Annotated in this window: 24 protein-coding genes and 1 pseudogene; 8 read left to right on the top strand and 17 right to left on the bottom strand. The window is 73.6% G+C overall.

What is annotated here, in order from left to right:
* Positions 1-10: 10 nt before the first annotated feature.
* The 5 genes from EV189_RS15370 to EV189_RS15350 all read right to left on the bottom strand — a co-directional run bounded on the left by EV189_RS15370 (position 11) and on the right by EV189_RS15350 (position 7,392).
* Entirely contained in the window at positions 11-2,254 is a 2,244-nt protein-coding gene (locus EV189_RS15370; RefSeq protein WP_130493880.1) for a diguanylate cyclase domain-containing protein, read from the bottom strand.
* A gap of 88 nt (positions 2,255-2,342) precedes the next feature.
* Positions 2,343-4,169 (bottom strand): glycoside hydrolase family 2 protein, encoded by a 1,827-nt coding sequence (locus tag EV189_RS15365; RefSeq protein WP_130493879.1) that lies wholly within the window; start codon positions 4,167-4,169, stop codon positions 2,343-2,345.
* Between the two features lie 36 nt (positions 4,170-4,205).
* Entirely contained in the window at positions 4,206-5,105 is a 900-nt protein-coding gene (locus EV189_RS15360; RefSeq protein WP_130493878.1) for a carbohydrate ABC transporter permease, read from the bottom strand.
* Positions 5,102-6,040, bottom strand: coding sequence for a carbohydrate ABC transporter permease (locus EV189_RS15355; RefSeq protein ID WP_130493877.1), 939 nt, complete (start codon positions 6,038-6,040; stop codon positions 5,102-5,104). The genes EV189_RS15360 and EV189_RS15355 overlap by 4 nt, the downstream gene beginning before the upstream one ends.
* Positions 6,040-7,392 carry an ABC transporter substrate-binding protein gene (locus EV189_RS15350; RefSeq protein WP_130493876.1) on the bottom strand — a complete coding sequence of 451 codons (1,353 nt, stop codon included), beginning with the start codon at positions 7,390-7,392 and terminating at the stop codon, positions 6,040-6,042. The genes EV189_RS15355 and EV189_RS15350 overlap by 1 nt, the downstream gene beginning before the upstream one ends.
* Before the next feature lie 146 nt (positions 7,393-7,538).
* Between EV189_RS15350 and EV189_RS15345 the strand changes: the two genes are divergently transcribed.
* Together EV189_RS15345 and EV189_RS15340 are read left to right on the top strand one after the other, a co-directional pair.
* Positions 7,539-8,552, top strand: coding sequence for a LacI family DNA-binding transcriptional regulator (locus EV189_RS15345; protein ID WP_231116447.1), 1,014 nt, complete (start codon positions 7,539-7,541; stop codon positions 8,550-8,552).
* A 121-nt stretch (positions 8,553-8,673) separates the two neighbouring features.
* A complete protein-coding gene (locus tag EV189_RS15340; RefSeq protein WP_165400327.1) occupies positions 8,674-8,901 on the top strand; it encodes a DeoR family transcriptional regulator in 228 nt (75 codons plus the stop codon).
* Here the strand turns inward: EV189_RS15340 and EV189_RS15335 are convergent.
* On the bottom strand, positions 8,898-9,542 hold the full coding sequence (locus tag EV189_RS15335) for a class I SAM-dependent methyltransferase (protein WP_130493873.1): 645 nt from the start codon (positions 9,540-9,542) through the stop codon (positions 8,898-8,900). The two genes, EV189_RS15340 and EV189_RS15335, sit on opposite strands and share 4 nt — an antisense overlap.
* Before the next feature lie 42 nt (positions 9,543-9,584).
* On the opposite strand from EV189_RS15335, the gene EV189_RS15330 reads away from it, so the two are divergent.
* On the top strand, positions 9,585-10,163 hold the full coding sequence (locus EV189_RS15330) for a helix-turn-helix domain-containing protein (RefSeq protein WP_130494111.1): 579 nt from the start codon (positions 9,585-9,587) through the stop codon (positions 10,161-10,163).
* A gap of 4 nt (positions 10,164-10,167) precedes the next feature.
* Here the strand turns inward: EV189_RS15330 and EV189_RS15325 are convergent, their stop codons facing one another.
* Both EV189_RS15325 and EV189_RS15320 read right to left on the bottom strand, forming a co-directional pair.
* Positions 10,168-11,745 (bottom strand): N,N-dimethylformamidase beta subunit family domain-containing protein, encoded by a 1,578-nt coding sequence (locus EV189_RS15325; RefSeq protein ID WP_130493872.1) that lies wholly within the window; start codon positions 11,743-11,745, stop codon positions 10,168-10,170.
* 11 nt (positions 11,746-11,756) lie between these two features.
* Entirely contained in the window at positions 11,757-12,482 is a 726-nt protein-coding gene (locus EV189_RS15320; protein WP_130493871.1) for a B3/B4 domain-containing protein, read from the bottom strand.
* Between the two features lie 72 nt (positions 12,483-12,554).
* On the opposite strand from EV189_RS15320, the gene EV189_RS15315 reads away from it, so the two are divergent.
* Genes EV189_RS15315 through EV189_RS15305 form a run of 3 tightly spaced genes read left to right on the top strand, consistent with a single transcriptional unit; the run spans position 12,555 to position 16,100 of the window.
* Positions 12,555-14,240, top strand: a complete 1,686-nt coding sequence (locus tag EV189_RS15315) for a hypothetical protein (protein WP_130493870.1) — start codon at positions 12,555-12,557, stop codon at positions 14,238-14,240.
* The gene (locus EV189_RS15310) at positions 14,237-15,562 is read left to right on the top strand and encodes an SWIM zinc finger family protein (RefSeq protein ID WP_130493869.1); all 1,326 of its coding nucleotides are present in this window, start codon (positions 14,237-14,239) and stop codon (positions 15,560-15,562) included. The genes EV189_RS15315 and EV189_RS15310 overlap by 4 nt, the downstream gene beginning before the upstream one ends.
* A 31-nt stretch (positions 15,563-15,593) precedes the next feature.
* Positions 15,594-16,100, top strand: a complete 507-nt coding sequence (locus tag EV189_RS15305) for an AAA family ATPase (RefSeq protein WP_130493868.1) — start codon at positions 15,594-15,596, stop codon at positions 16,098-16,100.
* Positions 16,101-16,113: 13 nt separating this feature from the next.
* On the opposite strand, the gene EV189_RS15300 is transcribed toward EV189_RS15305, so the two are convergent.
* The gene (locus tag EV189_RS15300; protein WP_231116445.1) at positions 16,114-16,929 is read right to left on the bottom strand and encodes a helix-turn-helix transcriptional regulator; all 816 of its coding nucleotides are present in this window, start codon (positions 16,927-16,929) and stop codon (positions 16,114-16,116) included.
* Positions 16,930-17,035: 106 nt separating this feature from the next.
* Here EV189_RS15300 and EV189_RS15295 point away from each other — a divergent pair, with 106 nt between their 5' ends.
* On the top strand, positions 17,036-17,764 hold the full coding sequence (locus EV189_RS15295; protein WP_130493866.1) for a dienelactone hydrolase family protein: 729 nt from the start codon (positions 17,036-17,038) through the stop codon (positions 17,762-17,764).
* Between the two features lie 77 nt (positions 17,765-17,841).
* Positions 17,842-19,119 carry an HNH endonuclease signature motif containing protein gene (locus EV189_RS15290; RefSeq protein WP_130493865.1) on the top strand — a complete coding sequence of 426 codons (1,278 nt, stop codon included), beginning with the start codon at positions 17,842-17,844 and terminating at the stop codon, positions 19,117-19,119.
* A 12-nt stretch (positions 19,120-19,131) separates the two neighbouring features.
* Here the strand turns inward: EV189_RS15290 and EV189_RS15285 are convergent, their stop codons facing one another.
* From EV189_RS15285 to EV189_RS15250, 8 genes and pseudogenes are all read right to left on the bottom strand, one after another.
* The gene (locus EV189_RS15285; protein WP_130493864.1) at positions 19,132-19,569 is read right to left on the bottom strand and encodes a hypothetical protein; all 438 of its coding nucleotides are present in this window, start codon (positions 19,567-19,569) and stop codon (positions 19,132-19,134) included.
* A 39-nt stretch (positions 19,570-19,608) separates the two neighbouring features.
* Positions 19,609-19,866 carry a hypothetical protein gene (locus tag EV189_RS15280; RefSeq protein WP_130493863.1) on the bottom strand — a complete coding sequence of 86 codons (258 nt, stop codon included), beginning with the start codon at positions 19,864-19,866 and terminating at the stop codon, positions 19,609-19,611.
* A gap of 112 nt (positions 19,867-19,978) precedes the next feature.
* Positions 19,979-20,059, bottom strand: a pseudogene (locus tag EV189_RS21190) (class I tRNA ligase family protein); the annotation flags it as partial.
* A gap of 173 nt (positions 20,060-20,232) precedes the next feature.
* Positions 20,233-20,685, bottom strand: coding sequence for a hypothetical protein (locus EV189_RS15270; protein WP_130493862.1), 453 nt, complete (start codon positions 20,683-20,685; stop codon positions 20,233-20,235).
* A 3-nt stretch (positions 20,686-20,688) separates the two neighbouring features.
* A complete protein-coding gene (locus EV189_RS15265; protein ID WP_130493861.1) occupies positions 20,689-21,555 on the bottom strand; it encodes an ABC transporter permease in 867 nt (288 codons plus the stop codon).
* Positions 21,552-22,499, bottom strand: a complete 948-nt coding sequence (locus EV189_RS15260; protein WP_130493860.1) for an ABC transporter ATP-binding protein — start codon at positions 22,497-22,499, stop codon at positions 21,552-21,554. Before EV189_RS15260 ends, EV189_RS15265 begins: the two co-directional genes overlap by 4 nt.
* Positions 22,500-22,564: 65 nt before the next feature.
* Positions 22,565-23,959 carry an ATP-binding protein gene (locus tag EV189_RS15255; protein ID WP_130493859.1) on the bottom strand — a complete coding sequence of 465 codons (1,395 nt, stop codon included), beginning with the start codon at positions 23,957-23,959 and terminating at the stop codon, positions 22,565-22,567.
* Positions 23,956-24,633, bottom strand: coding sequence for a response regulator transcription factor (locus EV189_RS15250; protein ID WP_130493858.1), 678 nt, complete (start codon positions 24,631-24,633; stop codon positions 23,956-23,958). Before EV189_RS15250 ends, EV189_RS15255 begins: the two co-directional genes overlap by 4 nt.
* Positions 24,634-24,635 lie beyond the last annotated feature (2 nt).

The raw sequence follows: 24,635 nt of genomic DNA, 5'->3' as shown, positions 1-24,635 counted from the left end.
TCGGGCAGCGCTAGCGCGCGGTGTGCTTGACGGCGTACATGCGCTGGTCGGCGGCGTGCAGCAGCGCGTCGAAGTCCGCGCCGTCGTGGGGGTACGCGCCGACCCCGATGCTCGCCCGCACCGCGATCTGACCGCGCCGGGTCTGCACCGGCAGCGCCAGCAGGGTCGCCAGCTCGCCGGCGACGCGCTCGCCCTCGTCCCACGCGCCGTCGCGGTCCAGCCCGGCGAGCACGACGAGGAACTCGTCGCCGCCGAGCCGGGCGACGACGTCACCGCGGCGCAGGCGGGTCTGCAGCCGGTGGGCCGTGGCCTTGAGCAGGTCGTCGCCGGTGAGGTGCCCATGGGCGTCGTTGACCTGCTTGAAGCCGTCGAGGTCGAGGTACAGCACGGCCACGCCGGTGCCCGAGACCTGCGCGTGCAGCAGCGTGCTCTCCAGCACCTCCGGCAGCTTGCGCCGGTTGAGGGCGCCGGTCAGCGGGTCGCGGTAGGCGAGCGACTCGATCTCCGCGGCGTACGCCTCGGCCCGCTCCCGCTCGGCGCGCAGCCGCGCCTCCGCCTCCACCCGCGCGGTGACGTCGCTCTGGATGCCGATGTACTGCACCAGGCGGCCGTCGTCGGCGAACACCGGGGCGAGGTAGATCTCGTTCCACCAGGGCGACCGGTCGTCGCCGCGGTAGTTGAGCAGGGTCTCCCGCGCCTCGCGCCCCTCGGCCACGGCCGCGCGCAGGCGGCCGACCGCCTCGCGGTCGGTGCCCTCCCCCTGGAGGAAGCGGCAGTTGCGGCCGACGACGTCCTCGGCGCGCGTCCCGGTGAGCCGCTCGAAGGCGGTGTTGACGTAGACCAGCGGCTGGTCCGCGCGGGTCATGTCGGCGATGGTGACGCCGTTGCCGGTGGCCGCGAGCGCGCGGCGCAGCGTGCGCTCCATGTCCTGCGGCTCCGCGGTGCTGCGGACCTGCGGCTGCTCCTCCTGCTGCACGCCCTGCTCCGCGGCCAGCGTGGCGGCGACGGCGCTGCGCACGGCCTCCTCGGGCAGCACGCGGGAGAGCAGCGCACCGGCGGCGTCGGCGACGACGTCGCGGTCGTAGGTGAGCGCGAACTCGAACTGCCGCTCCCGGTCGGGCCCGGTGTCACCGAGGTCGCGGGCGAGCAGCGCGCCGGCGAAGTGCGGCGCCAGCACGGCGATGTCCCACTCGTCGCGGACCGGGTCCTCGGCGAGCAGGTCGGCGCCGCGTACGCCGGCGACGGGCTCGCGCGGCAGCCCCTGCCCGATGGCGGCGACGAAGCCGACCCGCTCGGCCAGCTCGCGGTAGCGGTGCGCCGTGTGCGGGGTGACGTGCTTGGCCTCCTGGAACGTCGAGACGACGACCGCCGTCCCGCCGAGGCGCAGCGCCTCGCGCTCGAGGTGCTTGCTCACCTCGACCAGCAGCGGCTTGGAGGAGCGCCGCAGCACGGTGCCGGCCGGGAGGCAGCGGAACGGCGAGGCGCCGTCGGCGCGCGCGGCGGGTACCCGGGGCAGCGCCAGGTCACCGACCGGCAGCACGGGCGAGAGCGCGGGGGAGGGCCGTCCGAACAGCCACCCCTGGCCCAGCCGGGCGCCCAGGGCGCGCGCGACCGCGACGTGCCCCTCGTGCTCGATGCCCTCGGCGAGCAGGACGGCACCGGTCCGCTCGGCGTACGCGTTGACGGCGTTCATGATGCCCGCGACGGCCGGGCCCGGCCTCTCCTGGACGAGGCGCAGGTCGAGCTTGACGATGTCCGGGCGCAGCAGCGGCATGAAGGCCAGCGAGAGGTCGTCGGCGCCCACGTCGTCCAGCGCGATGTGCCAGCCGGCCGCGCGCAGCTCGGTGACGGTGGCGAGCAGCTCGGCCGGCCGCGCCGCGATCGCGCGCTCGGTGATCTCGAGCACGACCTGCAGGCCGTCGGGTGCCTCGGCCGCGATGGCCAGCAGCTCGTCGAGGGCCGCGGTGTCGAGGACCTCGGGCTCGACGTTGACGAACAGCGCGGTCGGCGGGCGGAGCCCCGCGGCGATCCCGGCGCGCAGCGCGGTCCTGCGGCACAGCTCGTCGAGCTCGCGCAGCAGGCCGCCCTCGCGGGCGGCGGCGAACAGCAGGTCGGGACGCTCGAGCGCCGAGCCCTCCGGGCCGCGGGCCAGCGCCTCGTACGCGACGACGGCGCCCTGCTCCAGGTCGACGATGGGCTGGAGCACGCTGCGCACGAGCCCGCTCGCCAGGATCTGCTGAAGCTCCGACTCCATGCTGTGCTGCCTCCACCCTCACGGCCGCACGCGGCCTCCGATCGCCCCCCGCCGACCCGATCGGCAGCGGGAGCGTCGGCATGAGGGGTCAGCCCTCGTACGCCGCCCGCCGGGTCTGCGCCTTGCGCACGCGCTCCAGGTCGAGCTTGGGGCTGCGGTCGAAGCGGTAGATGCCGTTCTCCTCCTGGAAGGTGTCGGTCAGCTGCGTGTAGCAGTAGCCGAACATCCGCGAGTCGTCGAGCAGCACGCCCACGAGCCCCTCGAAGCGGGCGAGGACCTCGGCCTCGCTGGCGGGCCGCTGGCCGTAGCCCCACGAGCTGGCCTGGTCGTTGCCGGACGCGGCCGCCGCGGCCTCCGGGTTCCACCAGATGCCGCCGAACTCGCTGCAGAAGTAGGGCTGCCCGGCGTACGGGTAGGAGTAGGCGCGGCCGTCCGGCAGCGCGTTGACGAAGGGCCGGCCCTCGGCCAGACCGTCCATGAGCTCGGCGAAGCGCTCGGGGTCCTGCTCGTAGGAGTGCGAGTCGTAGACGTCGGTCTCGCGCACCCGGTGCGCGTAGCCGGAGGCGTCGATGACGGGGCGGGTCGGGTCGGCGAGCTTCGTCGCCGCGAACATCGCCGCGGTCACGTCGTCGAGCACGGTCATCCGGTCGTGGAGCAGCTGGTGGGTCTCGTTCAGCGGGCACCACCCGACGATCGAGGGGTGGTTGTAGTCACGGGCGACCGCCTCGACCCACTGCGCGACGTAGGACGCCGTCGGCTGCTGGTTGTGCCCCTCGGGGCCGGCGCCCGAGCTGCCCCAGTCGCCGAACTCGCCCCACACGAGGTAGCCCATGCGGTCGGCGTGGAAGAGGTAGCGCTCCTCGAACACCTTCTGGTGCAGCCGCGCGCCGTTGAAGCCGGCGTCGAGGCCGAGCTGGATGTCCCGGACCAGTGCCTCGTCGCTGGGCGCGGTCATCAGCGACTCCGGCCAGTAGCCCTGGTCGAGCACGAGGCGCTGGAAGACGCGCTCGCCGTTGAGGAGCAGCGCCTGCCCGTCGATCGCGACGGAGCGCAGCCCGGCGTACGACGTGGCGGAGTCGACGACCGCGCCGCCCTCGTCGAGCAGCTCGAGCAGCAGGTCGTAGAGGTGCGGCTGCCCGGGCGCCCAGAGCCGCACCCGGTCCTCCGGCACCTCGAGCGTGAGCCGCGGGGCGAGGTCGAGGTCGGCCCGGACCTCCCCGCTGACGACCGTGCCCTGCTGGTCAGCGAGCGTGGCCCGGATGCGCCACCCGCGGCGGTTCGCCGACACCGGCAGCTCGAGGTGGAAGGCCGACCCTGCGACGTCGGGCGTGATGCGGGGCCGCCGCAGGTGGACCTGCGGCACCGGCTCGAGCCAGACCGTCTGCCAGATGCCCGTGGAGCGCGTGTAGTTGCAGTGGGTGTTGGCGAACCACGTCGCCTGCTTCCCGCGGGCCTGTACGCCGTGGCGCGTGTCGCGGGCGCGGACGACGACCGTGCTCGTGCTCCCCGCGGTGACGGCGTCGGTGACGTCGGCGGTGAAGGAGGTGAAACCCCCGCGGTGGCGGCAGACCTCCTGCCCGTCGACCCAGACCGTCGTGTCGTGGTCGACGGCGCCGAAGTGCAGCAGCACGCGCTGCCCCCGCCACTGCTCGGGGATGTCGATCTCCCGGCGGTACCACACGGCCTCCAGGAAGTCGGTCTCCCCGACCCCGGAGAGCGCGGACTCGGGGACGAACGGCACGGTGATGGTCCCGGTGAGCGGCACCTCGAGCAGGCCGCGCTCCAGGCCGGAGTCGCCCTGGTCGACCTCGAACTGCCACTCGCCGTTGAGGCTGCGCCACTCCTGGCGGACGAACTGGGGGCGGGGGTGCTCGGGACGGGGGACGGGCTGGCTGTCGGGATGGCTGTCGGGCATGCGGATCTCCGGGTGGGGGAGGAGGGGCTGCAGGGCTCAGCCCTTGAGCCCGCTGCGCGAGACGCTCTCGACGAGGGAGCGCTGCGCGATGACGAAGAGGACGATCGCGGGGATGCTGGCGATCGCGGCCCCGGCCATGATCACCGGGTAGTTGATGGTGAAGGCCCCCTGCAGGATCGACAGGCCCGCCGGCAGCGTCAGGTGCGCCGGGCTGAAGAGCACGAAGATCGGCCAGAGGAAGTCGTTGTAGTTCGTGAGGAACTGCAGGACGAGCAGGGTCGAGAGCGCGGGCCGCGAGAGCGGCAGCACGACGCGGGTGAAGATCTGCCAGCGGTTGGCGCCGTCGATCATCGCCGCCTCCTCCAGCTCGTGGGGGAGCGAGGAGAAGAACTGGCGCAGGAAGAACACGCCGAACGCGCCGCCCGCGCTCGGCACGATGACCGCCCAGAGGCTGTCGAGCCAGGCGAGCTTGCTCACGATGATGTAGTTGGGGATGAGGAAGAGGAACGGCGGGATGAACAGCGTCCCGACGACCATCCCCCAGAGCAGCCTGCGCCCGGGGAACTCCATCCGTGCCACGGCGTACGCCGCGAGGGAGGCGGTCACCGTCACGAGCACGGCGTTCGCCGCCCCGGCGAGCAGGCTGTTGAGGAACCAGTGGATCACCGGCGTCTGGCTCGTGGTGTTGAGCAGCGGGTGGTACCCGGACGTCGTCGCCGGGTGCGGCAGCAGCGTCGGAGGCAGCTGTGTCGCGCCGTTCTGCGTCTTGAACGACGTGAGGAACATCCACGCCAGCGGCCCGAGGAAGACGAGGGTGAGCACCCCGAGCGTGAGGGCGAACGCCGTACGCGACAGCCAGGGGCCGCGGGCGGGTGAGCCGGACTGGCCGGTGGGAGAGGTGCTCCTGCTGGTGCGGGTCTCCTGCACGGTGGTCATGCCGCCTCCTTCTCACGGAACAGCCGGAAGACGACGAGGCTCACGACCAGCAGGAACAGCGCGAGGACGTAGCTCATCGCGGCCGCCGAGCCCATGCGGAAGCTCACGAGACCCTCGTCGGCGATGTACGCGATCGCCGTTCGCGTCGCGTTGCCGGGAGCCCCCTTGGTGATGAGGAAGGACTGGCCGAACATGTTCGCCGACGCGAGCAGCGTGGTCGTCACGACGAAGACGAGGACGGGGCGGAGTCCGGGCAGGGTGACGTGGCGGAACTGCTGCACCTTCCCGGCGCCGTCCATGCGCGCCGCCTCGTAGAGCTCCGGCGGGATGTCCTGCAGGCCGGCGAGGTAGATGACGGCGTTGAAGCCCAGCGTCCACCAGACCGTGACGCCGACGAGGGTGACCCAGACCCACGGCAGGTCGGTCGTCCACGGGATGGTGTGGCTGAGGCCCACCTTGCCGAGGTAGTAGTTCACGACGCCGATGTTGGGGTCGAGGATGTAGCGCGCGAGCAGGCCGATGACGGCGACGCCGAGGACGTACGGCAGGAAGAAGATCGCGCGGAAGAACGTGCGGCCTGGGAACTTGCGGTTGAGCAGGAGGGCCAGTCCCAGGGGGATGACCACGAGGCACGGCACGCTGAGGACGGTGAAGATCCCCGTCGCGCGCATGCTCTCCCAGAACTCGGAGTAGACCCGCGAGCCTGGGGAGAACAGGTCCTGGTAGTTCTGCAGCCCGACCCACGGCTTGACCGGCAGGGCGAAGTCGTAGTCGTGCAGGCTGATCCAGATGCCGTAGACCGCCGGCAGGACGATGAAGCCGCCGAAGATGACGAGGTACGGCAGCATGAAGAGGTACGCGACCCAGCCCCCGCCGCGCCTGCGCGCGGCCGGGGTGCTGCGCGTGGCGCGGCGGGGGGAGAGGGTCGTCGCCATCAGGCGCCGTACTTCTTCTTGTTGTCCTGCAGGACCTGCGTCGCCTTCTTCGCACCGTCGGAGAGCGCCTGCTGCGGCGAGGACTTCATGAGCACCGCCTTGTTGACCGCGGTGTACATCTCGGCGAGCGCGTCGCCGATGCCGGGCGCGGCCTGGGGGAAGTGCACGTAGGTCGCCTCCTCCGCGAGGGCGTTCTCGGGGGAGAGGTTCTTGAAGTCCGCGCTCTCCGCGACGCTCTTGCGCGCCGGGATCTTGCCGCTCGTCGCCCACTCCGCCGAGCGCTGGCTCATCCAGTTGATGAAGTAGCGCGTGGCGTCGACCTTGTGCTGGTCGGGGCTGTTCTGGTGCAGCTGCACGAACTGGTGCGAGTTGCCCCAGACGGCCTTCTTGGAGCCGATCTGCGGGACGGGACCGCAGCCCCACTGCAGGCTCGTGGTCTTGAGGTCGTTGATCTGCCAGATGCCGTTGAAGTTGAACGCGTTCTTGTTGTTCTTGAAGGCGACGTAGTCGGCGTCCTGGCCGACGTTCTTCGGGCTGTAGCCGTTCTTGACGAGGTCGACCATCCAGGTCAGCGCCTGGACGCCGGCGTCGGAGTCGAAGGTCGCCTTGGTCAGGCCGGAGTCGAAGGTGTCGCCGCCGTACTGCCAGAGCAGTGACTGGAACTCGAAGCCACCGGTGAACTGGAACGGGGTGACCCAGTGGCCCTGGATGCCCTTGCCCTTGAGCTGGTCGAGGGCGGACATGAACTCGTCCTTGGTCGTCGGCGGCTTCTCGGGGTCGAGCCCGGCCTTCTGCAGGACGCCCTTGTTCCAGTACATGCACAGCGGGTGGATGTCGAGCGGGATGCCGTAGCGCAGCCCCTTGTAGACGCCGCCCTGCCACACGGCGGGGGAGAAGTCGCTCTCCTGCAGTCCGAGGGCCGTGACGACCTTGTCGATGGGGACGATGATCCCGCGGGCGGCGTTGGTGGGGATGTCGTCGATGTGGAGGATGCCGACGTCGGGGCCACGACCCGTCTTCACCGCTGCGGGCAGCTTCTGGAACAGGTCCGCCCACTGGTAGATGTTCATGGTCACCTTGACGTTCTTCGCCTGGGCGTTGAACTCGTTGACCATCTTCTTGATGACGTCACCGTCGCCGCCGGTGAGGCCGTTCCAGAACGCCAGGGTCACGGCCGGCCCGCTGTACTCCTGCCCCCCGCTGCCGGTGTCGCTCGCCTGGGGGGCGCTCGCCGCGGACCCGCCCGGGCTGCTGGTCCCGCCGCAGGCGGCCAGCGCGGCCGCGGCTCCCACTCCTCCGGTCAGGCTGAGGAACCGGCGGCGGGACAGCGGGGACGTGGGCGTGTCGATCATCGACGAGCTCCTTCTGGGCAGCGCTGGGGAAGGTGTCCCGTCAGTCTTACAACGTTGGAGACAACGTTGTGAAGGGGGTGTTACGCAATTGAGACATGTCGGGCTTCCACCCCTCAGCCGGGCCGCAGGACTGCTACCGTCCCAGCGTGCCCAAGCAGCCGGACGCACGGTTGAAGGACGTCGCTGCGCGCGCGGGCGTGTCGATCAAGACGGTCTCCAACGTCGTCAACGACTACCCCTACGTCTCCGACAGGACGCGGCAGCGCGTGCAGGAGGCGATCGCCGAGCTCGGCTACCAGCCCAACGCGGCCGCCCGCCAGCTGCGGCGCGGGAAGTCGGACCTCATCGCGCTCGCCGTGCCCGAGCTGAGCATCCCCTACTTCGCCGAGCTGGCGCACCACGTGGTGCAGGCCGCAGCGGAGCGGGGCTGGACGGTGCTCGTCGACGAGACGGGCGGCTTCGCCGAGCGGGAGCGCGAGGCTGCGCTCGGCATCTCCGCGAACCTCATCGACGGTCTGCTGCTGAGCCCGCTGGCGCTCTCCGACGAGGAGATCAGCGTGCACGCGGCGCGGACGCCGCTCGTGCTGCTCGGGGAGCGGGTGAGCCCCGGCCTGGCGGACCACGTGGCGATCGACAACACGGCGGCGGCACGGGAAGCGGTGGAGCACCTGCTCGACCGCGGCCGCAAGCGGATCGCCGTCATCGGGTCGCAGCGCGGCGAGCGCGGCCGGACGGCGGAGCTGCGCCTGCAGGGCTTCGAGGAGGCCCTGGCCGCTCGCGGACTCTCCCCGGACCCCAAGCTCGTGGTGCCGGCGGAGGAGTGGCACCGCGCCGACGGCGCCGCGGCCGTGCGCCGGCTGCTCAGCCGCCGCAAGAAGGTCGACGCGATCTTCTGCCTCAACGACCTGCTGGCCCTCGGTGCGCTCCGCGGGCTGCAGGAGGCGGGGTTGCGCGTCCCCGAGGACGTGGCCGTCGTGGGCTTCGACGACATCGAGGAGACGCGCTACAGCTCGCCCTCGCTGTCCACCGTGTCGCCGGACAAGGCGTCGCTGGCGCGTACGGCGCTCAGCCTGCTCGCCGAGCGGATCGCCGGCGGCGGGGACATCCCGCCCCGCGCGGTCTTCGTCGACCACTCGGTCCAGGTGCGCGAGAGCAGCTGAGGGGCTGCTTGACCTCGGCATCGTGCGCATGCTTGGCTGGCTGCGCTTTCCAACGTTGCATGCCTGGTCATGCCTGGTCGTGCCTGGTCATGCCCGGTCGGGGTCCGAGGGGGCGAGGGTCGTGCCTGCTGACGATCCGCTCCTGCCCGAGCTCCGCCGCCGCCAGATCGTGCGGTGGCTGGAGCGCGAGGACGCGGTCACCACGCGCGCCCTCGCGGTCCACCTCGGCGTCTCCGACCTCACGATCCGGCGCGACCTCGAGCTGCTCGACCGCGAGGGCGCGCTGTGCCGCGTGCACGGAGGGGCGCTCTCCCTGCGGCTCGCGCCGCTCGCACCCGACCGTCCCTAGCCGACGCGCTTGCGGGCCCGCAGGACGCTGTCGAGGACCGGGTGGTCACCCGCGTGGACGTGCGCGCGCTCGCGCACGGCGCAGACGACGACCTCCCACTGCTCCGGGTCGAGGTCGTCCGCCAGCTGCTCCGGGGTGAGCAGCAGCCCGTACTGCGCGAGCGGGTGGTCGTTGCCGTGCGCGAACGAGGGATGGTGCTGGACGAGGAGCAGTGTGCCACCGGGGACGACGGCCTGGGCGAGGTTGGCGTGCAGTGCCCTGCGCTGCTCCTCGGGGAGGTGCACGTAGGAGCTCGTCACCAGGTCGTACGTCGCGGCCGGCAGCGGTGAGGCGACCGGGTCGAGGTGCTGCCAGGTGACCTGCACTCCGCGAGGAGCCGCTGCTGCTGCGGCCTTGTCGAGGGCCACCGACGAGAGGTCGACGCCGGTGACCTCCCACCCGCGCTGCGCCAGCCAGATCGCGTCGCCGCCCTCGCCGCAGCCGGCGTCGAGAGCCTTGCCCGGAGGGAGGCCGCGGACCTCCGCGACGAGCGCAGGGTTCGGCTCACCGCTCCACATGGCCCCGGAGTGCTCGCTGTAGCGCTCGTCCCACGCCTCCTCGCTGAGCAGGCGGGCGAGCTCGTCCTGGTCGTTCGTCGTCATGAGGTGACTCTGCGCTCCGCCCGCCCGCGCTGGCAAGCAGAGTTGCCGGTCCGGCAAGATGGGGACGTGGACGGACTCGGGGCACGCCTGCGGGAGCTGCGGACGCAGGCCGGAGCCACCCTCGCGGAGGTGTCCGCGCAGACGGGCATCTCGGTGAGCACCCTGTCGCGGCTGGAGTCCGGAGGGCGGCGCGCGACGCTGGAGCTGCTGCTCCCGCTCGCCAGGGCGTACGGCGTGACGCTCGACGAGCTCGTCGACGCGCCGCCGACCGGTGACCCGCGCGTGCACCTGCGGCCCGTGCGGCGGCACGGCGCGACGTACCTCCCGCTGACGCGTCGGCCGGGAGGACTCCAGGCCTACAAGCAGATCCTGCCGCCGCGCTGGCCGAAGTCGCCCGTGCTCAAGCGGCACGAGGGCTACGAGTGGCTCTACGTCCTGAGCGGTCGCGTGCGGCTGCTGCTCGGGGAGCAGGACCTGCTCCTCGAGGCCGGCGAGGTGGCGGAGTTCGACACCCGGGTGCCGCACTACGTGGGCAACCCGGGTCCGGAGACCGCTGAGCTGCTCAACCTCTTCGGCCCGCAGGGCGAGCAGCTGCACGTCCGGGCAAGGCCGGGCAGCTAGCCGCTCACCACAGGTCGCGGCGTGCCGCGACCGCGTCACCCGGGTACGTGTCGACCTCCGTCGCACCACCCTCGGCGGGGTGCTGCAGCCCCGCGGGTCCTGCGGCGAACGCCTCCAGCACGTTGGCCGTCGCCCTCGTCGTCACGTCCTTCACGCGCGTGCCGCAGTTGCCGCCGACGCTGCCCACCCACCGCATGGTGCCCGTGCTGAGGACGCCCGCACCGCTCGCGGTGGTGTAGTACGCCGAGTCCTGGAAGGTGCGCACGCCGCGGCAGACGACCTTGCTGTGAGCGAGGAGCTCCAGTCCTGCAGGCAGTCCTGGCTGCGGCATGACCCGGTCGTACTCGGGGCCGGCGAGGCGGGGGAGCGTGTCGCCGTCGCGCAGCCCCGTGCCGGCGAAGACCCAGCTGCCGGCGTTGGTGACGGTGTAGTCGCCGCGCACGGGGAAGCCCTCGTACTGCGGCCCGACGAGCGTGGCCTCCGGCTCTGGGTGCGGGTCTGCCCGCCAGTCCGTCGTCACCTGCGCGGGGTCGGTGTGGACGTACGGGTCCTCGTGCCACGCGCCCTTGTAGCAGGTGACGAGCCGGCCTGAGCCGAGCTCGGTTTCGCCGAAGCGGATGCGGCGGTAGCACGCGTTCGCGCCGAGGAAGGCGATGTTGGTGCCGGCGTCGCGGGCGGCCGTCGCGTGCTGGCGCATCGCCACGGACCAGTACTCGTCGTGCCCCAGCGACACCAGCGCCTTGGCCCCGCTGAGCAGGGACGGGTCGCTGTCGAGCTGCACGCTGGTGGTGTACGCGACGGGAAGGCCGAGCCGCTCGGCGAGCTGCACGACCGGCAGCTCGTAGTTGCGGAAGATGTCGTCACCGCCCTTGTCGTAGGGCCGGTCGAAGCTGACGGCGAGCGAGCGGCCCGCGTCGTCGCCGAGCCCGCCGGTGCCGTGGTAGAGGCTGCGCCCGCCCCAGGCGTTGTACGCCTGCCACGTCGCGACCGCGGAGCTCAGGACGAGCGCGCCCGCGGTCGAGGTGCTCCGGACGACGAGCGGGACCATCGAGCTGCCGCCGCTGGAGGCGTCGAGCCGCAGCAGGTAGGCCCCCGGCCGCCAGCCCGCGGTCGGCACCGTCAGGGTGGGCTCCCACGGCGCGACCACCGTGCGGAGCGGACCTGTGGTGACGCCCGGCGGCTGCAGCCGCGCGGGGACCGTGCCCGACGCCCACACGCGGGCGGCGCCGGCCCCGGCGTACCAGCCGACGCGGTACGCGGTCACCCGCACCTCGGGTGCCGTGCTGGAGAGGAAGAGCCGGACCGGCTCGCCCGGGAGCACGCTGACGCGGTCGGCGAACCCCTCCACCTCGCGCTCGCGCGGGGCGCGGGCCTGCGCGTCCCAGAAGCGCGTGGGAACCTCGGCCGGTTCGAACGGCCGGCGCCTGGCCCGCCGGACGAGGGCCGGGGTGGGCGTCGGCACGGGCCGCGGCGGGGGAGCAGGGTCCGACGTGCAGGCGCCGGTGACGAGGCCGGCGCCGAGCGCCGCGCCGAGACCGAGGACGCGGCGGCGGTCCAGTGGTACGCCGCCCGTCCCCGTCACGGGCGCCGAGGCTACCGGGCGGGCGTCCCCCCGGAGCCCAGCACGCGCCGGGCCACCCGGACGGAGGGGCCCAGCCGCTGGACGTGCACGACGAGCTCGTCCGCGGCCGCGGCCAGCGCCTCGTCGGTCAGCGGGGCGAGGGCGTCGAGGATGAACAGCGCGCTGGTCGTGCCCTCGTGGAGCGCCGTACGCCGTCCCTGGCGCCAGTTCCACCGCCGGCAGGTCACACCCGCGTCGTCGCGCCAGACGACCTCGCCGGGCTCGGGGTGCTCGACGACCGGCTCGCCGCCCTCGACGGTGTCGAACGGCTCGTCGCCGCGGGCACGGACGAGGCGCGGTGCGCCGGCGTACCGGTCGAGGTCCTCGCCCCCGAGCGGGATGCGGTGGAGCACCGAGACGGCGTTGTAGACGTCGGTGAGCCGGCCCAGCCGCGGCAGCCCGGTCGGTGCCCGCCGCAGCAGGGCCTCGGCGCTGTTGCGGGTGCGCTGCGGCTTGGCGCCGAACGCGCGGTACGCCTCCCGCCACGCCGCGATGTGCGGGAGCTCCTCGACGGGGCCGTCCCGCAGCGCCTGCGCCGCGGACTGCTCGGCCCGCGCCACCAGCGCGTCCTCGGCGGGACCCGCCGGGCCGGGTACGACGCCGTCGACGGCGACGAGCAGCGCCCGGTAGTCCGGACGCAGCGCGAGCACCTCGTCGTCGACGGACGCGGCGGCGAGGAGGTCCTCGAGGTCGGGCATCGCGGGGCTCCTGAGGGGTGGCGGGAGGTGCTCACGCTAGGGGGCGTCAGTCCCATGCGGTTGACTGGCGCCGTGCCGTCCCCCGCGACCGACGCCGAGACCTTCGCCGCGCGGCTCGTGCCGGTGCTCCAGGCCGGGGACCTGGCGGCAGCCCGGCAGCTGCTGGACGGCCTCGAGGGCGACGAGCTGCGCGCGGCGAAGGAGTGGTTCGCCGGCAGCAAGCGGTGGGTGTCGAGCCTGTCCGAGCACCTCCATCCCCCCTCCGCCGACGTCGGCGGAGGCACCCGGGTCCGCTGGCGGGCGGCGTGGACCGTCGGCATGTGCGCCGTCCGGCTGTGCGGCCCGGTCACGGCGGCGGCTCGCGTGCCCTGGGCGGACTACTGGGACTGGGTGCCCGACGCTGCAGGGGAAGCGGCGCTCGTGCAGCTGCTCCGGGAGCAGGACCGGGAGTGGGCGGCGTCGTTCGTCGAGGCCGCGAGCGGTGTCAGCCTCGGCGGTCGCGTGCCCCGCAGCGGCAGGACCCTCTCCCGCGTGCTCCGCGCGGTCGCCGTCCACCACGACCTGCCGTGCCCGAGCGGCGCCACCTTCCTCGCCACGTGGTGGGCCGGTGCCGGCCCGTACGCGACGCTCGCCGACCTGCTCGTGGGCGATCCGCTGATGCCCGACGTGCTGCTGCGCTACCTCGGGTCGGGGCACGCCGGCGGGCTGGAGGGCCTCCCCGCGGCGGTGGCGGAGGTCTGCGGACGGGGCCAGCTGGACCGGGGGTCGGTCCTCGAGCAGGTCCTCGAGTCGCTGACCGCCGGGCAGCGCCCGAAGGCGCAGCGCGAGCTCCTGGCGGTCGCGACCGCGCTCGAGCTGCGGGCCGATGAGGTGCCGGGCGGGCTGACGTACCTCCTGGGCCTGCTCGCGACCGTGGACCGCCAGCTGGTCCCAGCGCTGCTCGACATGGCGCTCGACCTCGTGCGCGACGGAGCCGCCCTCGAGGAGCTGGCCGTCACCGTGGCCGCCCGCCCGGAGCAGGGTGCGCGGGACACGCTGCTGAAGGCGCTGGGCCAGCAGGACCTCCAGCGGGCGGCGGGCACGCCCGCCGTCCTCGCGTCGCTGGACGTGCTCGGTGCCACCGACGATGCGGCCTTCGGACGGCGGGTCGTGGCCCTCAGGACCACCCTCGGAGGGGCTGTCGGGGGCGACGAGGAGCGGCCGGTGGCGGTCGGGCTCTGGACCCTCGCGCCCGCCCCCGGTGACGGGCCGCCCGTCCCCCGGCACCTCGCCGAGCGCCCCGACGAGGCGCTCGCCCGTCTCTGGCGGTCCTGGGAGCACGCGCTGAGCGGGCCGGCGGAGTACCGCCGGTTCTGGCGGCCGCTGCTGGTGCACCAGGGCCTGGTGTCGTTCGCCGCGGGCGGCGACGGCAACGGGCTGCGCGCGACGGCGGTCGCGCTGGTCGAGCAGGGCGAGTGCTCGCTGCCGGCCCTCGCCGGCGTCCTCGAGGACGTCTTCCTCGGCGGCGCGCTCCGGCAGCTGTGGCCGGTCGCTCTCGAGCTCGCCGACCTCGCCTGCGCGACCTCGAAGCGTCCGGCCGGGCTCGAGGTCCTGCTGCGGATGCTGGCGACGTACGCCGTCGAGGTCCCGGAGCCGCGCCCCGCGCCGCCCCACGTGGCGGCGCTGGCGGCGAGGCGGGGTCAGACGAAGGCGCAGAGCGAGGCCCGGGTGCTGCTCGAGCGGCTCGCACCACCGGCGCTGCAGGAGGAGCGGGCATGACCGGTTACCGGACGGCGTCGGTGCTCGAGCACGGGGCGGAGGGAGCGAGGCTCGACCTCGCGACGGCGCTCGGGGTGACGCCGCTCGGGCGCGTCGAGGGGCCCGAGTTCTGCAGCGGGTTCGTCACGCGCCCGGATGTCGTCGCGGCGGGGATCCTCGCAGTGGCCGACGTCGCGGGCAGCCGGTACGTCGACCACGGGCAGGCGGCGCGCCTCATCAACCTCGACCCCGTCGTCACGGCGAGCGGTGACCGCCTGCGCTTCGAGTCGATGTCCGCGTGCAGCGGCGTCCACGCGCGCTTCGACCTGCTCCCCGAGGGGCTCGGCAGCAGCCGGGTCGGCTTCGGGACGACCAACGTCGACGTGAACCACCCGCTCCGCACGGCGCTGGCCCGCGTGGACCGGGCCGTGCCGCTGCACCTCAGCGTCGGGAGCGGGGGGCTGCGCGCCGCGACACCCGACGCGACGCACGTCGAGCGGCCGGTCGACCTCCCCGACCGGTGGGTGCGCGGCCTCGCGGAGGTCCCGTCCCTGCTGGCGCGCATGCAGCTGGCGGGAGAGCTGCGCGGGCCCGCCGTCCCGGCCTTCCTCGCCGCGCTCCCGCGGGTCGCGCCGCCCGGTCCCGACCTGCACGTGGTGCCGCGCCCGGCAGGCTGGCGCGCGCTCGGCAGCCCGGTGCCAGGGACGTTCCCCCTCCCCGGAGCCTCGCGGCTGAGGGGCTTCGACCGGCTCGCCCGCCACGCGACCCGCCTGCTCGTCCATGCCGAGCCGGGCGGCAGCACCGCCTGGGTGCTCGAGGTGCCGGGAGGCCGGCTCACGCTCGCGCTGACGGCGGACGCGTGGCGCGGGTTCTCCGGTGAGGGACAGCTGCTCCAGCTGCTGGCGCGGCCGGAGGCGGCCGCCGACGGTGAGCGCCTGCTCGGGGAGCTCGGCTGGGAGCCGGCGGTCGACCCGGCAGCGCTCGCCGCGGCGACGGGAATGGGACCGGCGCGTACGGCGGCCGGGCTGGCGTGGTTGGCCGCCTCCGGCCGCCTCGGCTACGACCTCGTCGAGCAGGCGTGGTTCCACCGCGGGCTCCCCGTCGACGCCGGAGCCGTGCTGCGCCGCAACCCCCGGCTCGTCTCCGCGCAGGCGCTGCTCGACGGCGGCGCCGTCCAGGCCACGGGGAAGGGTCGCTGGCGGGTGAGCAGCGGCGGAAGCGACTACGAGGTGCTCGTGGCTCCGAGTCGGCTGCAGTGCTCCTGCCCGTGGGAGGACCGGCACCACGGCAGCCGCGGGCCCTGCAAGCACGGGCTCGCGGTCCTGCTGCACCTGTACGGCTGAAGTGCCACTTCTGGTAGCGGGAGGAACCCCCATGCTCATCGTCCTCAGCGGCTTGCCGGCCAGCGGCAAGAGCACCGTTGCGCGGGCGGTGGTCGCGCGTACCCGCGCGGTCCCACTGCGCCTCGACCTCGTGGAGCAGGCGGTCGTCGCCAGCGGCTCCGAGCAGCACCCGGTCGGGCCGGTGGGCTACTACGTGCTGTACGCCCTTGCGGACGACCTGCTGCGCCAGGGCTTCTCCGTCATCGCCGACGCGGTCAACGCGCACCCCGGCATCCGTGACCACTGGCGGAGCGTCGCCGAGAGCGCCGGTGTCCCGGTGCTCGAGGTCGAGGTGCGCTGCTCCGACCCGGTCGCGCACCAGCGCCGTGCGGAGGAGCGGACCATCGACATCGCCGGCCTCCCGCGGATGACCTGGTCGCACATCGAGCAGATCGACTACCAGCCGTGGGACCGGGAGGTGCTGCGCATCGACACCGCGGTCGTCGGTGCGGAGCAGGCGGCGGAGCTGGTGGCGGAGCGGATGGGAGTCGGCGCCTAGCGGGACGGCGGCGTCAGCCGAGTCCCTCAGCGAGCTCGGCGAGTCGTCGGCGCTGTTCCGGTGAGCAGGTGAAGACCACGAGCTTCTGGTGGAGGTCCTCGGCGGCGTGCAGGACGACGTGGGTGACGGGGACCTCGCCGATGTGGCTGTGACGCAGCAGCTTCTGCCCTCCGCCGATCGGCGCGACGCGTACCTCGTCCCAAGCGCGGGCTGCGGTCGCGCTGCCCTGCAGCAGGTCTGCGACGAGCTGGCGCGTCCGCGGGTCGTCCGCCGCCCCGGCCGACGCGCGGAACCGGCCGAGCATCGCGGTCGCCTCGCGCTCCCAGTCGACGTAGACCTGCTTCGCCTCCGGGTCGAGGAACATCCAGCGCAGCAGGTTGCGCTCGCTGGGCGGCCGGGCGCACCAGTCCGTGAAGAGCACGCGGGCGGCGGCATTCGCGGCGAGCACGTCCCACCACCGGCCCTTCACGTACGCCGGGTCCGGGTACAGGCGGTCGACCAGCTCCTGCAGTCCAGGAGCCAGGACCTCCTCGTGCACCGGGGTTTCCGGCGTCCCCCGGGCGAGCTCGTGCGCGTAGGCGCGCTCGGCCGGCGTCAGGTGCAGCACGCGCGCCAGGGCGTCGACCACCTGCGCCGAGGGGCGCTGCTGACGGCCCTGCTCGAGGTAGGTGTAGTACGACACGGAGACGTCGGCGAGGGCTGCGACCTCCTCACGGCGCAGCCCGGGCGTACGCCGTCGGCCGGACGCGGGAAGCCCCGCCGCGCGGGGGTCGGCAGCCTGCCGCCGCGAGCGCAGCAGCTCGCCGAGCGGTCCGCTCCTGCCGTCCACCTGGACGAGGGTAGTAGCGCGATTACCACGAACGACAGCGTCTTGGTCCTGCGTTCGGCCCGGTCCAGCCTTGACCCGTCCTCCCCCTGCTGTCCAGGAGAAGCTGATGCCCGTCGTCGACGTGCCCGTCGAGGGTTCGACCATGCGGCTCCATGTCGCGTACCCGTCCAGGGCGCCGCGCGGTGGCGTCGTGGTGCTGCACGAGCTGTTCGGCGTCAATGCGGGCGTGCAGGGCGTGCTGGACGACCTGGCTGCTGAAGGCTACGTCGCCGCCGCCCCCGAGCTCTACCACCGGAGCGCGGCGCCCGGCACGGTCCTCGCGAAGGACGACGCGGGGCGCACGACGGGCTTCGCGCACCTGCACCAGCTCGGTCGTGAGCAGGCCGTCGCGAGTGTGGCTGCCGCTCTCAGCCACCTGCGCGCGGAGGCAGGAGACCCGGTGCTGCTGGGGTTCTCGGCGGGCGGCCACGCCGCGTACCTCGCAGCGACAGCGCTCGACGTGCCCGCGGTCGTCGCGCTCTACCCGGGCTGGCTCACGTCCACGGGCATCCCCATGAGCCGCCCCGAGCCGACGGTCGCGCTGACGCCCGGCATCCGCGGGCGCGTGCTCCTGCTCGTCGGCGACGCGGATCCCGTCGTGCCCCGGGAGGACCGCGAGGTGGTCGCTGGAGCGCTGCGACAGGCCGCGGTCAGCCACGAGGTCGTGACGTACGCCGGGGTGGGTCACGCGTTCTTCTGGCCGGACGCGCCGGCGTACGACCGAGCTGCGCGCGACGACGCGTGGGGGAGGGTGCTGGGACTGCTGGAGGAGGTGTTCGCGGGCGCTCGCTCGTGACAGTGCCGGTCGAGATTCCTGCTGCGCAATAGGGCTTTCCCCTTCCCGGGACACGTCGGGTTGGGTAGACTTCGAACATGCGTTCGAGCAATCGCGAGCTGGTGGAGCGGGCTCGTGCCTGTCTCGCCGAGCTCGCCGTGCTCGACCTGTCCGGGGTCGATCTGGCGGAGCTGGGGCCACTGCTGAAGGACCTGCACGCGACCCGCGCGGTGCTCGACGCGGTGGACGCGAAGGTGGTGGAGGCGTTCGACTCGCGGCAGGCGTACCGGGCGGACTTCGCGGTGACGGCCGCGTCGTGGCTGCGGCACCACACCCGGGTCTCGGAGGCCGATGCCCGAGCGCGGGTACGCGTCGCGCGGGCCCTCCGCTCCCTGCCGCTCGCCGCGGACGCCCTGGCCGAGGGCGAGGTGTCGTGGCAGCACGTCCGCCGGATCGCCCCGGTGGTCGGCTACCTGCAGGACACTCCGGACGAGCTGCCCCGCCTGGAGAAGACGCTGGTGGACTTCGCCCGCGACAACACCCCGGACGACCTGACGCGGTTGGTGCAGGCCGCGGCGGAGGCGGCAGGTGTGGGGGAGTCCGCGGCGGAGCGGGAGCAGCGCCGCCTCGCGCAGCGCTCCTTCACGACCACGAAGAGCCTGGACGGGTGGCGGCACGTCACCGGCCTGCTCGCCCCGGAGCTCGGCGACCTGCTCGAGCAGGTCCTCACCGGCCTCGCCACCCCGGTGCCGGGCATCGACGGCGCCCCCGATGACCGGACGGCGGCGCAGCGCCGGCACGACGCGCTCGCTGACGCGATCGGCCTGGTCGTCGACCTCGACACCGTGCCCGAGGTGAACGGCTCCCGCCCCCGGCTCACCCTCGTCGCCGACGTCGCGACGATCCGGGTAGACGACCCCGCGTGGGCCGCCCGCTCCCCGCTCGCCTCGGTCCTGACCCGCTCGCTCGGCCCGGCCGCGCTGGAGCTGCTCACCTGCGACGCGGTGATCACCCCGCTGCTCACCACCGGGCTGGGCGTCCCCCTCGCCGAAGGCCGCGCCAAGCGGTTCGTGACCAGCGCTCAACTGAAAGCGCTCAAAGCGCGGGACGGCGGGTGCATCGTCCCCGGCTGCGACCGGGTCCGCCTCGAAGCCCACCACGTCATCCCGTGGTCGAAGGGCGGGCTCTCCGACATCAGCAGCTACGTGCTGTTCTGCAAGAGACATCACCACATCGCCCACGAGGACGGCTGGACCGTCGAACCCGACCCCGACAGACCCGGCCTCTTCCAGCTCAGACCACCCGACGACCGGCCACCCATCAGAGCCCGGCACACCATCGACCGCGACCCCGGCAGCACCACCCCCATCTGGTGACGTCCTCGTGCCTCAGGTCGTGGCGCGCTCGTCCGTGAACCGCTCGCCGAGCTTGCCAGTGAGCAGCGGCAGCAGCTCCTCGTCCGGACCGTGAAGGGGCTGGTACGCGTGCGAGAGCTCGCGCCCGTCGTCCGTCAGGATGCGCAGTCGCTGGGCGCCGATCCTGCCGCGCTCGAGGACGGCCGAGGCGATGCTGTCGTACGGCAGGAAGGTCGAGCGCTTCGTCACCGCGGCGTACTCCTGGCCGTCGTCCGTGCCCTTGTCCCCGCCGCGCCGTGTGCTGGCCTGCAGCCGGGCGCCGGCGGTGGCGCCGCCGCCGGGAGCGACGGCGAGCGCGCCCGAGGCTTGGACGAGCACGAGCCCGTCGTCGAACACGAGCATCTGCTGGGGCTTCCCCGTCAGGTAGATCCCCTGGCGACCGCTGACCCCTCGCACCGCGGCGTGCAGCACCGACGCCCCCCTTCCCCGACACGGCCGGACGAGCCGTCCCTACCCCTGAGCGGCCGAGGGGAAGCGCCTGTCCAGCCTCGGGAACACCGGGCTCGGCGGAGGGAGCGTCGAGCCGTCGCCCAGCTGGGCCAGCAACCGCGTACCTCCGTGGGGGAGGAACAGCTCCACCTCCCGAGCGACGGCGCGGCGGGCGACGACGATGCTGCTGAGCACGTCGTCGAAGCGGCGTGCGTCGCCGCCCTCGCGCACGAGCTCCCAGGGTCGCTCGGCCGAGACGAGACGGTTGGCGGAGTCCACGACGCCGCGACCGTGTCGGCGGTCGCGCGCAGGTCGAAGGAGTGCAGGGCGTCGTCGACCTGCGTGGGCAGGAGTGCGGCCGCGGCGGCGAGGCCACCGGCGTCGACGGTTCCTGCACGAGCTCGAGCGCGTGCCCCAGGTGGGGCGCTGCGTTCACGTAGGGGATCGCGGTCGTGATGTACGTCGTGCCCATGGTGCTCCAATCCGCCCTGCCGGCAGGGCGACGCGGAGCAGCCCTGGCGTGCAGGGCCTGGTGTGAGGGTCTATCGCACGCCGAGGGGCCCCGGGGAGGGGCTCATCATCAGCTCGACGCAGGTGCGCACCACTCCATCGTGCGCCTCCGTGCACCATCGGCGCACCGGCATTTCAGGACGCGGGGTCGTAGCAGGCGTCGAACTCGAACAGCGGGTTCGGGACCTGCCGCCCTGTGGTGTCGGCGATGGTCTGCAGACCCACGATCTTCGACGGACCGCTGGCGACGTAGCAGTAGTTCGCCTTCGCGGCGACCTCGAACTTGCCGTCCTGCTTGGCGCCCTTGTCGTCCCGCCACAGCACGTGGCAGACCCAGTCGGGGCCGGCCCCCACGTCCGTGCTGCTGGCCGTGCGGTGGCAGGTGGTGCTGGCGCCGGTGCTCGCCGCCGTCACCGCCGCGTGGCCGAGGATGCGGTGCTGCTGCTCGAGGTAGAGGTTGACGAACGTCGCGTCGAGGCTCTTCTCCAGCCGCGGGCGGGTGACGTCGTGCGGTCCGGCGGCGACGAGCGCCGCGGCGCCGATGACCGCGGCGGCCGCAGTGCCGACTCGGGGGATGAGGGGGTTCACGGGTCAGCCTCCGGTGATGTCGCGGTGGCGCAGCGACACGTACGCCGCGGTCAGGCAGACGACGGTCCACGCCGCCGAGACGAGCACGCCCTCGACGGCGAGGTCGTAGAAGCGGTGCTGCACGAGCAGACCGTGCCACGACTCGAAGGACGTCGTCAGCAGCACCCGGCGCAGCAGGTCCACGTTGCCGAGCGACCCGACGAGCTGGGAGCAGAACCCGAGGACCAGGGGCGCGGCGACTCCGATCGCGGGGTTCCGTGTCTTCACGGACAGCAGGATCGCGAGGGCCGTGAAGCCGAGCAGCGGTGCCAGCATCAGCGCCCAGCTGGCCACCACGAGCCAGAGTGCCGTGTGCGGCGGGATCAGCTGCCCGGTCAACCCTTCGAGGGGCTGGGTCCCGACGACGACCAGGCTCGACACGATGGTGCTGGCGGCGAGCACCGCGAGGGTCAGAGTCGCAAAGCCTGCTGCTGCCAGCGTCTTCCCGCAGAACACGGCCGACCGACTCACCGAGCGAGTCAGCACGGTCTTCCAGGTCCCGTGCTGGTCCTCGCTCGCGAAGATGTCGCCCGCGACGATGCTCGTGAGCAGGGGGAAGAGCCACTGCGCCGCGAATCCCAGCACCAGCAGGGGCATCGCGTAGCCGCTCTGGTGGATGTAGCGGCCGTACAGCGTGTCCTTGGGCGGGTTCTGCTGGCCGTCGAGCACCACGACGACGACGGCCGGCGCGATGAGCGCGAGCAGGAGGGTGACCCGCGTCCGCAGCTGCGCGGTGAGCTTGCGCACCTCGACCGCGAGCACGGCACCCGTGCCGGTGCGCCGCGACTGCTGGACCCGGGATGTCGCCGGGGCGAGCGTCGTCGTGCTCATGCCGACGCTGCCAGCGCGTGGGGGAACGCGTCGGGGGACGTCTCGGTGAGCATGAAGAACAGCGTCTCCAACGGGGTCTCCTCCAGGGTGAGGCTGCGGATCGCGATGCCGCGGGCGACGAGGGCGGCGACGTACGCGTCGAGGTGCTCCTCGGGACCGCGGACGGCGATGCCCCCGTCGTCGTGGCGGGTGACGGCGAGCGGCTGACGGCGCGCGCCCTCGCGCAGGGCGGCGCCGTCGTCGCTCGTGGTCAGCCGGTGCGCGGGCTGGGGCGCCTGCTCCCGGAGCGCGGCGATGGTGCCGTGGTAGACGACCGTGCCCCTGCGCATGATGGTCACCCCATCGCAGATCTCCTCGACCTCGGCCATGTCGTGGCTGGAGAGCAGGACGGTGAGTCCGCTGGCGGCAAGGCGCTTCACGAGGGCGCGCATGTCGCGGATGCCCGCGGGGTCGAGGCCGTTCGCCGGCTCGTCGAGCACGAGCAGCTGCGGGTCGCGCAGCAGCGCGGCGGCGACCCCGAGGCGCTGCCGCATGCCGAACGAGTAGCCCGACACCTTGTCGCCGTCGCGGCCGACGAGGTCGACGGTCTGCAGCACCTGCTCGATGCGTCCGACGGGGACGCCGCCGTCGAGCCTGGCGAGCAGCTCGAGGTTCGCCCGGCCGGAGAGGTACGGGTAGAACTTCGGGCTCTCGATGAACCCCGCGACGCCGTCGAGGGTCGCCGTGCCGTCGCGCTCCCAGCTCCGGCCGAAGACCTCGAGGCGCCCGGCGTCCGGGCGGATGAGCCCGAACAGCATGCGCAGGAACGTGGTCTTGCCGGCCCCGTTGGGGCCGAGGATGCCGTAGACCTCGCCCTGCCGGACCATGAGCGAGATCGCGTCGACGGCGGTGAGCTCGCCGTACCGCTTCGTGAGGCGGGAGGCGTTGACGGCGGCGGTCTCCATGTCGACGACGCTAGGGAGCCTCCATGAAGCGTCCGTGAAGAGGCGCACCCGTGGAACGACTCCGGTCAGGCGAGGGGCAGCAGCACCGTCGCCGTCGTGCCGTCCTCCGGGTGGTCGCAGGGGAGGTCGAAGCGGTCGGAGTAGCGGTGGTGCGTACCGCGGGAGCAGAGCCGCAGGTCGCCGCCGGCGCGCTGCACGAGACCGTCGACGAGCGCGAGCCCGAGCCCCGCGCCGACGCGCGCCCGCGCGACGTCCGCGCGCGCGAAGCGCTCCACCGCCTGCGGCAGGAACTCCGGGTCCACGCCGTCACCCGCATCGCCGACCGCGAGCACGGCGATGCCGCCGTGGACCGCTGCCGACACGCGCACGGGCGGGGCGCCGTGGGCGAGGGAGTTCGCGAGGAGGTTCGCCACGACCTGGCGGAGCTGGTGCTCGGGCATGCGCACGCGTGCCGCCGGCGCGCCCCCAGTCGTGGAGACGCCCGGGTGCTCGCGGACGACGGCTTCCACGGTCGCCTGCAGGTCAGCCGTCCCCTCAGCGGCACCGGTGGCATCGGTCGTGCTGACCTCGAGCAGCGCGTCCGCGAGCGCGGACAGCGCGGCGACGTCCTCCCCGAGCTCGCGGAGCACGGCCTCGTGCTCGGCTGCCGTCCGGGGCCGGCGCAGGGCCAGCTGCACGCGGGTCGAGAGCAGGGTCAGCGGCGTACGCAGCTCGTGCGAGGCGTCCTGCGTGAACCGCCGCTCCCGGTCCAGGGCCGACTCCAGCGCGTCCAGCATCGTGTTGAGGGTCTGGCCGAGCCGGGTCACCTCGTCGTGGCGCAGCGGCGGCACGTCGAGCCGGATGCCGCGCGCGCCGCCGGCGATCTGCTCGGCGCGCGAGCGGTAGCGCTCGACAGGGGCGAGCGCCGCCTTCGCGAGCCGCTCGCCGACGACCGCCGTCACGAGCAGGGCGAACAGCCCGGCGAGGGCGAGCTGGCCGAGCAGCTCGCGCAGCGCCTCGTCGCGCTGGTCGCGGCGCTCGGCGACGACGAGCACCCGCGCGGTCCCGCTGCCCGGCAGCGGGACGGCGAGCAGGCGCAGCGGACGGCGGCTGGCCGGCAGCAGGGCGCCGACGTCGGCCAGGACCTCGTGCTGCTGGGCGGCGCGCACCTGCCGGAGCGAGAGCAGCGGCGTGGACGGAACGTCGCTGCCCGCGCTGAGCACGCGGCCGCCCGCGTCGAGGACCTGGTACGCGTGGGCGCCCGGCACGCGCGGGAGCACCGGGTCGACGGCGAGCGTCCCGCTGGGCCCGACGAGCGGGGCCAGCGCCGCGGTCTCGGCCCGCAGGTCGCTGTCGAGGCGGGCGTCGAGCGCGTACGCGACGCGCCAGTAGACGAAGGCGCCCGCCGCCGTCAGCACCACCGTGATGGCCACGACGAAGCCGGCGACGAGCCGGGCCCGCAGCGGCAGCCGCTCGCTCATCCGCCGGCCGGGTCGAGGCGGTAGCCGACGCCGCGGACGGTCTCGATCGTCCGCCGGCCGAACGGCTTGTCGATCTTCGCGCGCACGGCGGCGACGTGGACGTCGATGCTGTTGCTGCGCAGGTCCGTGTCGCCGTCCCACACCTCGTCGAGGATCGTGTAGCGCGAGACGACCCTCCCGGCTCGCTCGAGCAGCAGCGCGAGGATGTCGAACTCCCGCGCCGACAGCGGGAGCGGTACCGCGCCGCGGCTCACCCGGCGCGTCCCGCGGTCCAGCACGAGGTCTCCGGCGCGCAGGACGTCGCTCCCGCCGCCCGAGCCGCGCCGGTGCAGCGCGCGCAGCCGGGCGAGCAGCTCATCGAGCTCGAAGGGCTTGGCGAGGTAGTCGTCGGCGCCCGCGTCGAGGCCGTCCACCCGGTCGCCCAGCGCCCCGCGCGCCGTGAGCAGGAGGGCGGGGGTCGCGTACCCGTCGTCGCGCAGCGCGCGCACGAGGTCGGGGCCGTGGAGGCCCGGCAGCATCCAGTCGACCAGCAGCACGTCGAAGCCGCCGCGGCGCGCGACCGCCAGCCCCTCAGCGCCGTCGTGCACGACGGTCGCCGTGTGACCGGCCTCGCTCAGCACCTGCTCCAGCAGGTCCGCGAGCCGGCGCTCGTCCTCCACCACCAGCACGCGCACCC

Source organism: Motilibacter rhizosphaerae, from assembly GCF_004216915.1.
Taxonomy (GTDB): Bacteria; Actinomycetota; Actinomycetes; order Motilibacterales; family Motilibacteraceae; genus Motilibacter; species Motilibacter rhizosphaerae.
This window is presented reverse-complemented; position numbering and strand designations above follow the sequence as displayed.

What these genes read in the sequence shown, in the direction of transcription:
- EV189_RS15255 (WP_130493859.1), bottom strand. Translation starts at nt 23,959, where the DNA reads ATGAGCGAGCGGCTGCCGCTGCGGGCCCGGCTCGTCGCCGGCTTCGTC.
- EV189_RS15350 (WP_130493876.1), bottom strand. Translation starts at nt 7,392, where the DNA reads ATGATCGACACGCCCACGTCCCCGCTGTCCCGCCGCCGGTTCCTCAGC.
- EV189_RS15335 (WP_130493873.1), bottom strand. Translation starts at nt 9,542, where the DNA reads ATGACGACGAACGACCAGGACGAGCTCGCCCGCCTGCTCAGCGAGGAG.
- EV189_RS15260 (WP_130493860.1), bottom strand. Translation starts at nt 22,499, where the DNA reads ATGGAGACCGCCGCCGTCAACGCCTCCCGCCTCACGAAGCGGTACGGC.
- EV189_RS15365 (WP_130493879.1), bottom strand. Translation starts at nt 4,169, where the DNA reads ATGCCCGACAGCCATCCCGACAGCCAGCCCGTCCCCCGTCCCGAGCAC.
- EV189_RS15360 (WP_130493878.1), bottom strand. Translation starts at nt 5,105, where the DNA reads ATGACCACCGTGCAGGAGACCCGCACCAGCAGGAGCACCTCTCCCACC.
- EV189_RS15265 (WP_130493861.1), bottom strand. Translation starts at nt 21,555, where the DNA reads ATGAGCACGACGACGCTCGCCCCGGCGACATCCCGGGTCCAGCAGTCG.
- EV189_RS15310 (WP_130493869.1), top strand. Translation starts at nt 14,237, where the DNA reads ATGACCGGTTACCGGACGGCGTCGGTGCTCGAGCACGGGGCGGAGGGA.
- EV189_RS15290 (WP_130493865.1), top strand. Translation starts at nt 17,842, where the DNA reads ATGCGTTCGAGCAATCGCGAGCTGGTGGAGCGGGCTCGTGCCTGTCTC.
- EV189_RS15370 (WP_130493880.1), bottom strand. Translation starts at nt 2,254, where the DNA reads ATGGAGTCGGAGCTTCAGCAGATCCTGGCGAGCGGGCTCGTGCGCAGC.
- EV189_RS15295 (WP_130493866.1), top strand. Translation starts at nt 17,036, where the DNA reads ATGCCCGTCGTCGACGTGCCCGTCGAGGGTTCGACCATGCGGCTCCAT.
- EV189_RS15305 (WP_130493868.1), top strand. Translation starts at nt 15,594, where the DNA reads ATGCTCATCGTCCTCAGCGGCTTGCCGGCCAGCGGCAAGAGCACCGTT.
- EV189_RS15355 (WP_130493877.1), bottom strand. Translation starts at nt 6,040, where the DNA reads ATGGCGACGACCCTCTCCCCCCGCCGCGCCACGCGCAGCACCCCGGCC.
- EV189_RS15320 (WP_130493871.1), bottom strand. Translation starts at nt 12,482, where the DNA reads ATGCCCGACCTCGAGGACCTCCTCGCCGCCGCGTCCGTCGACGACGAG.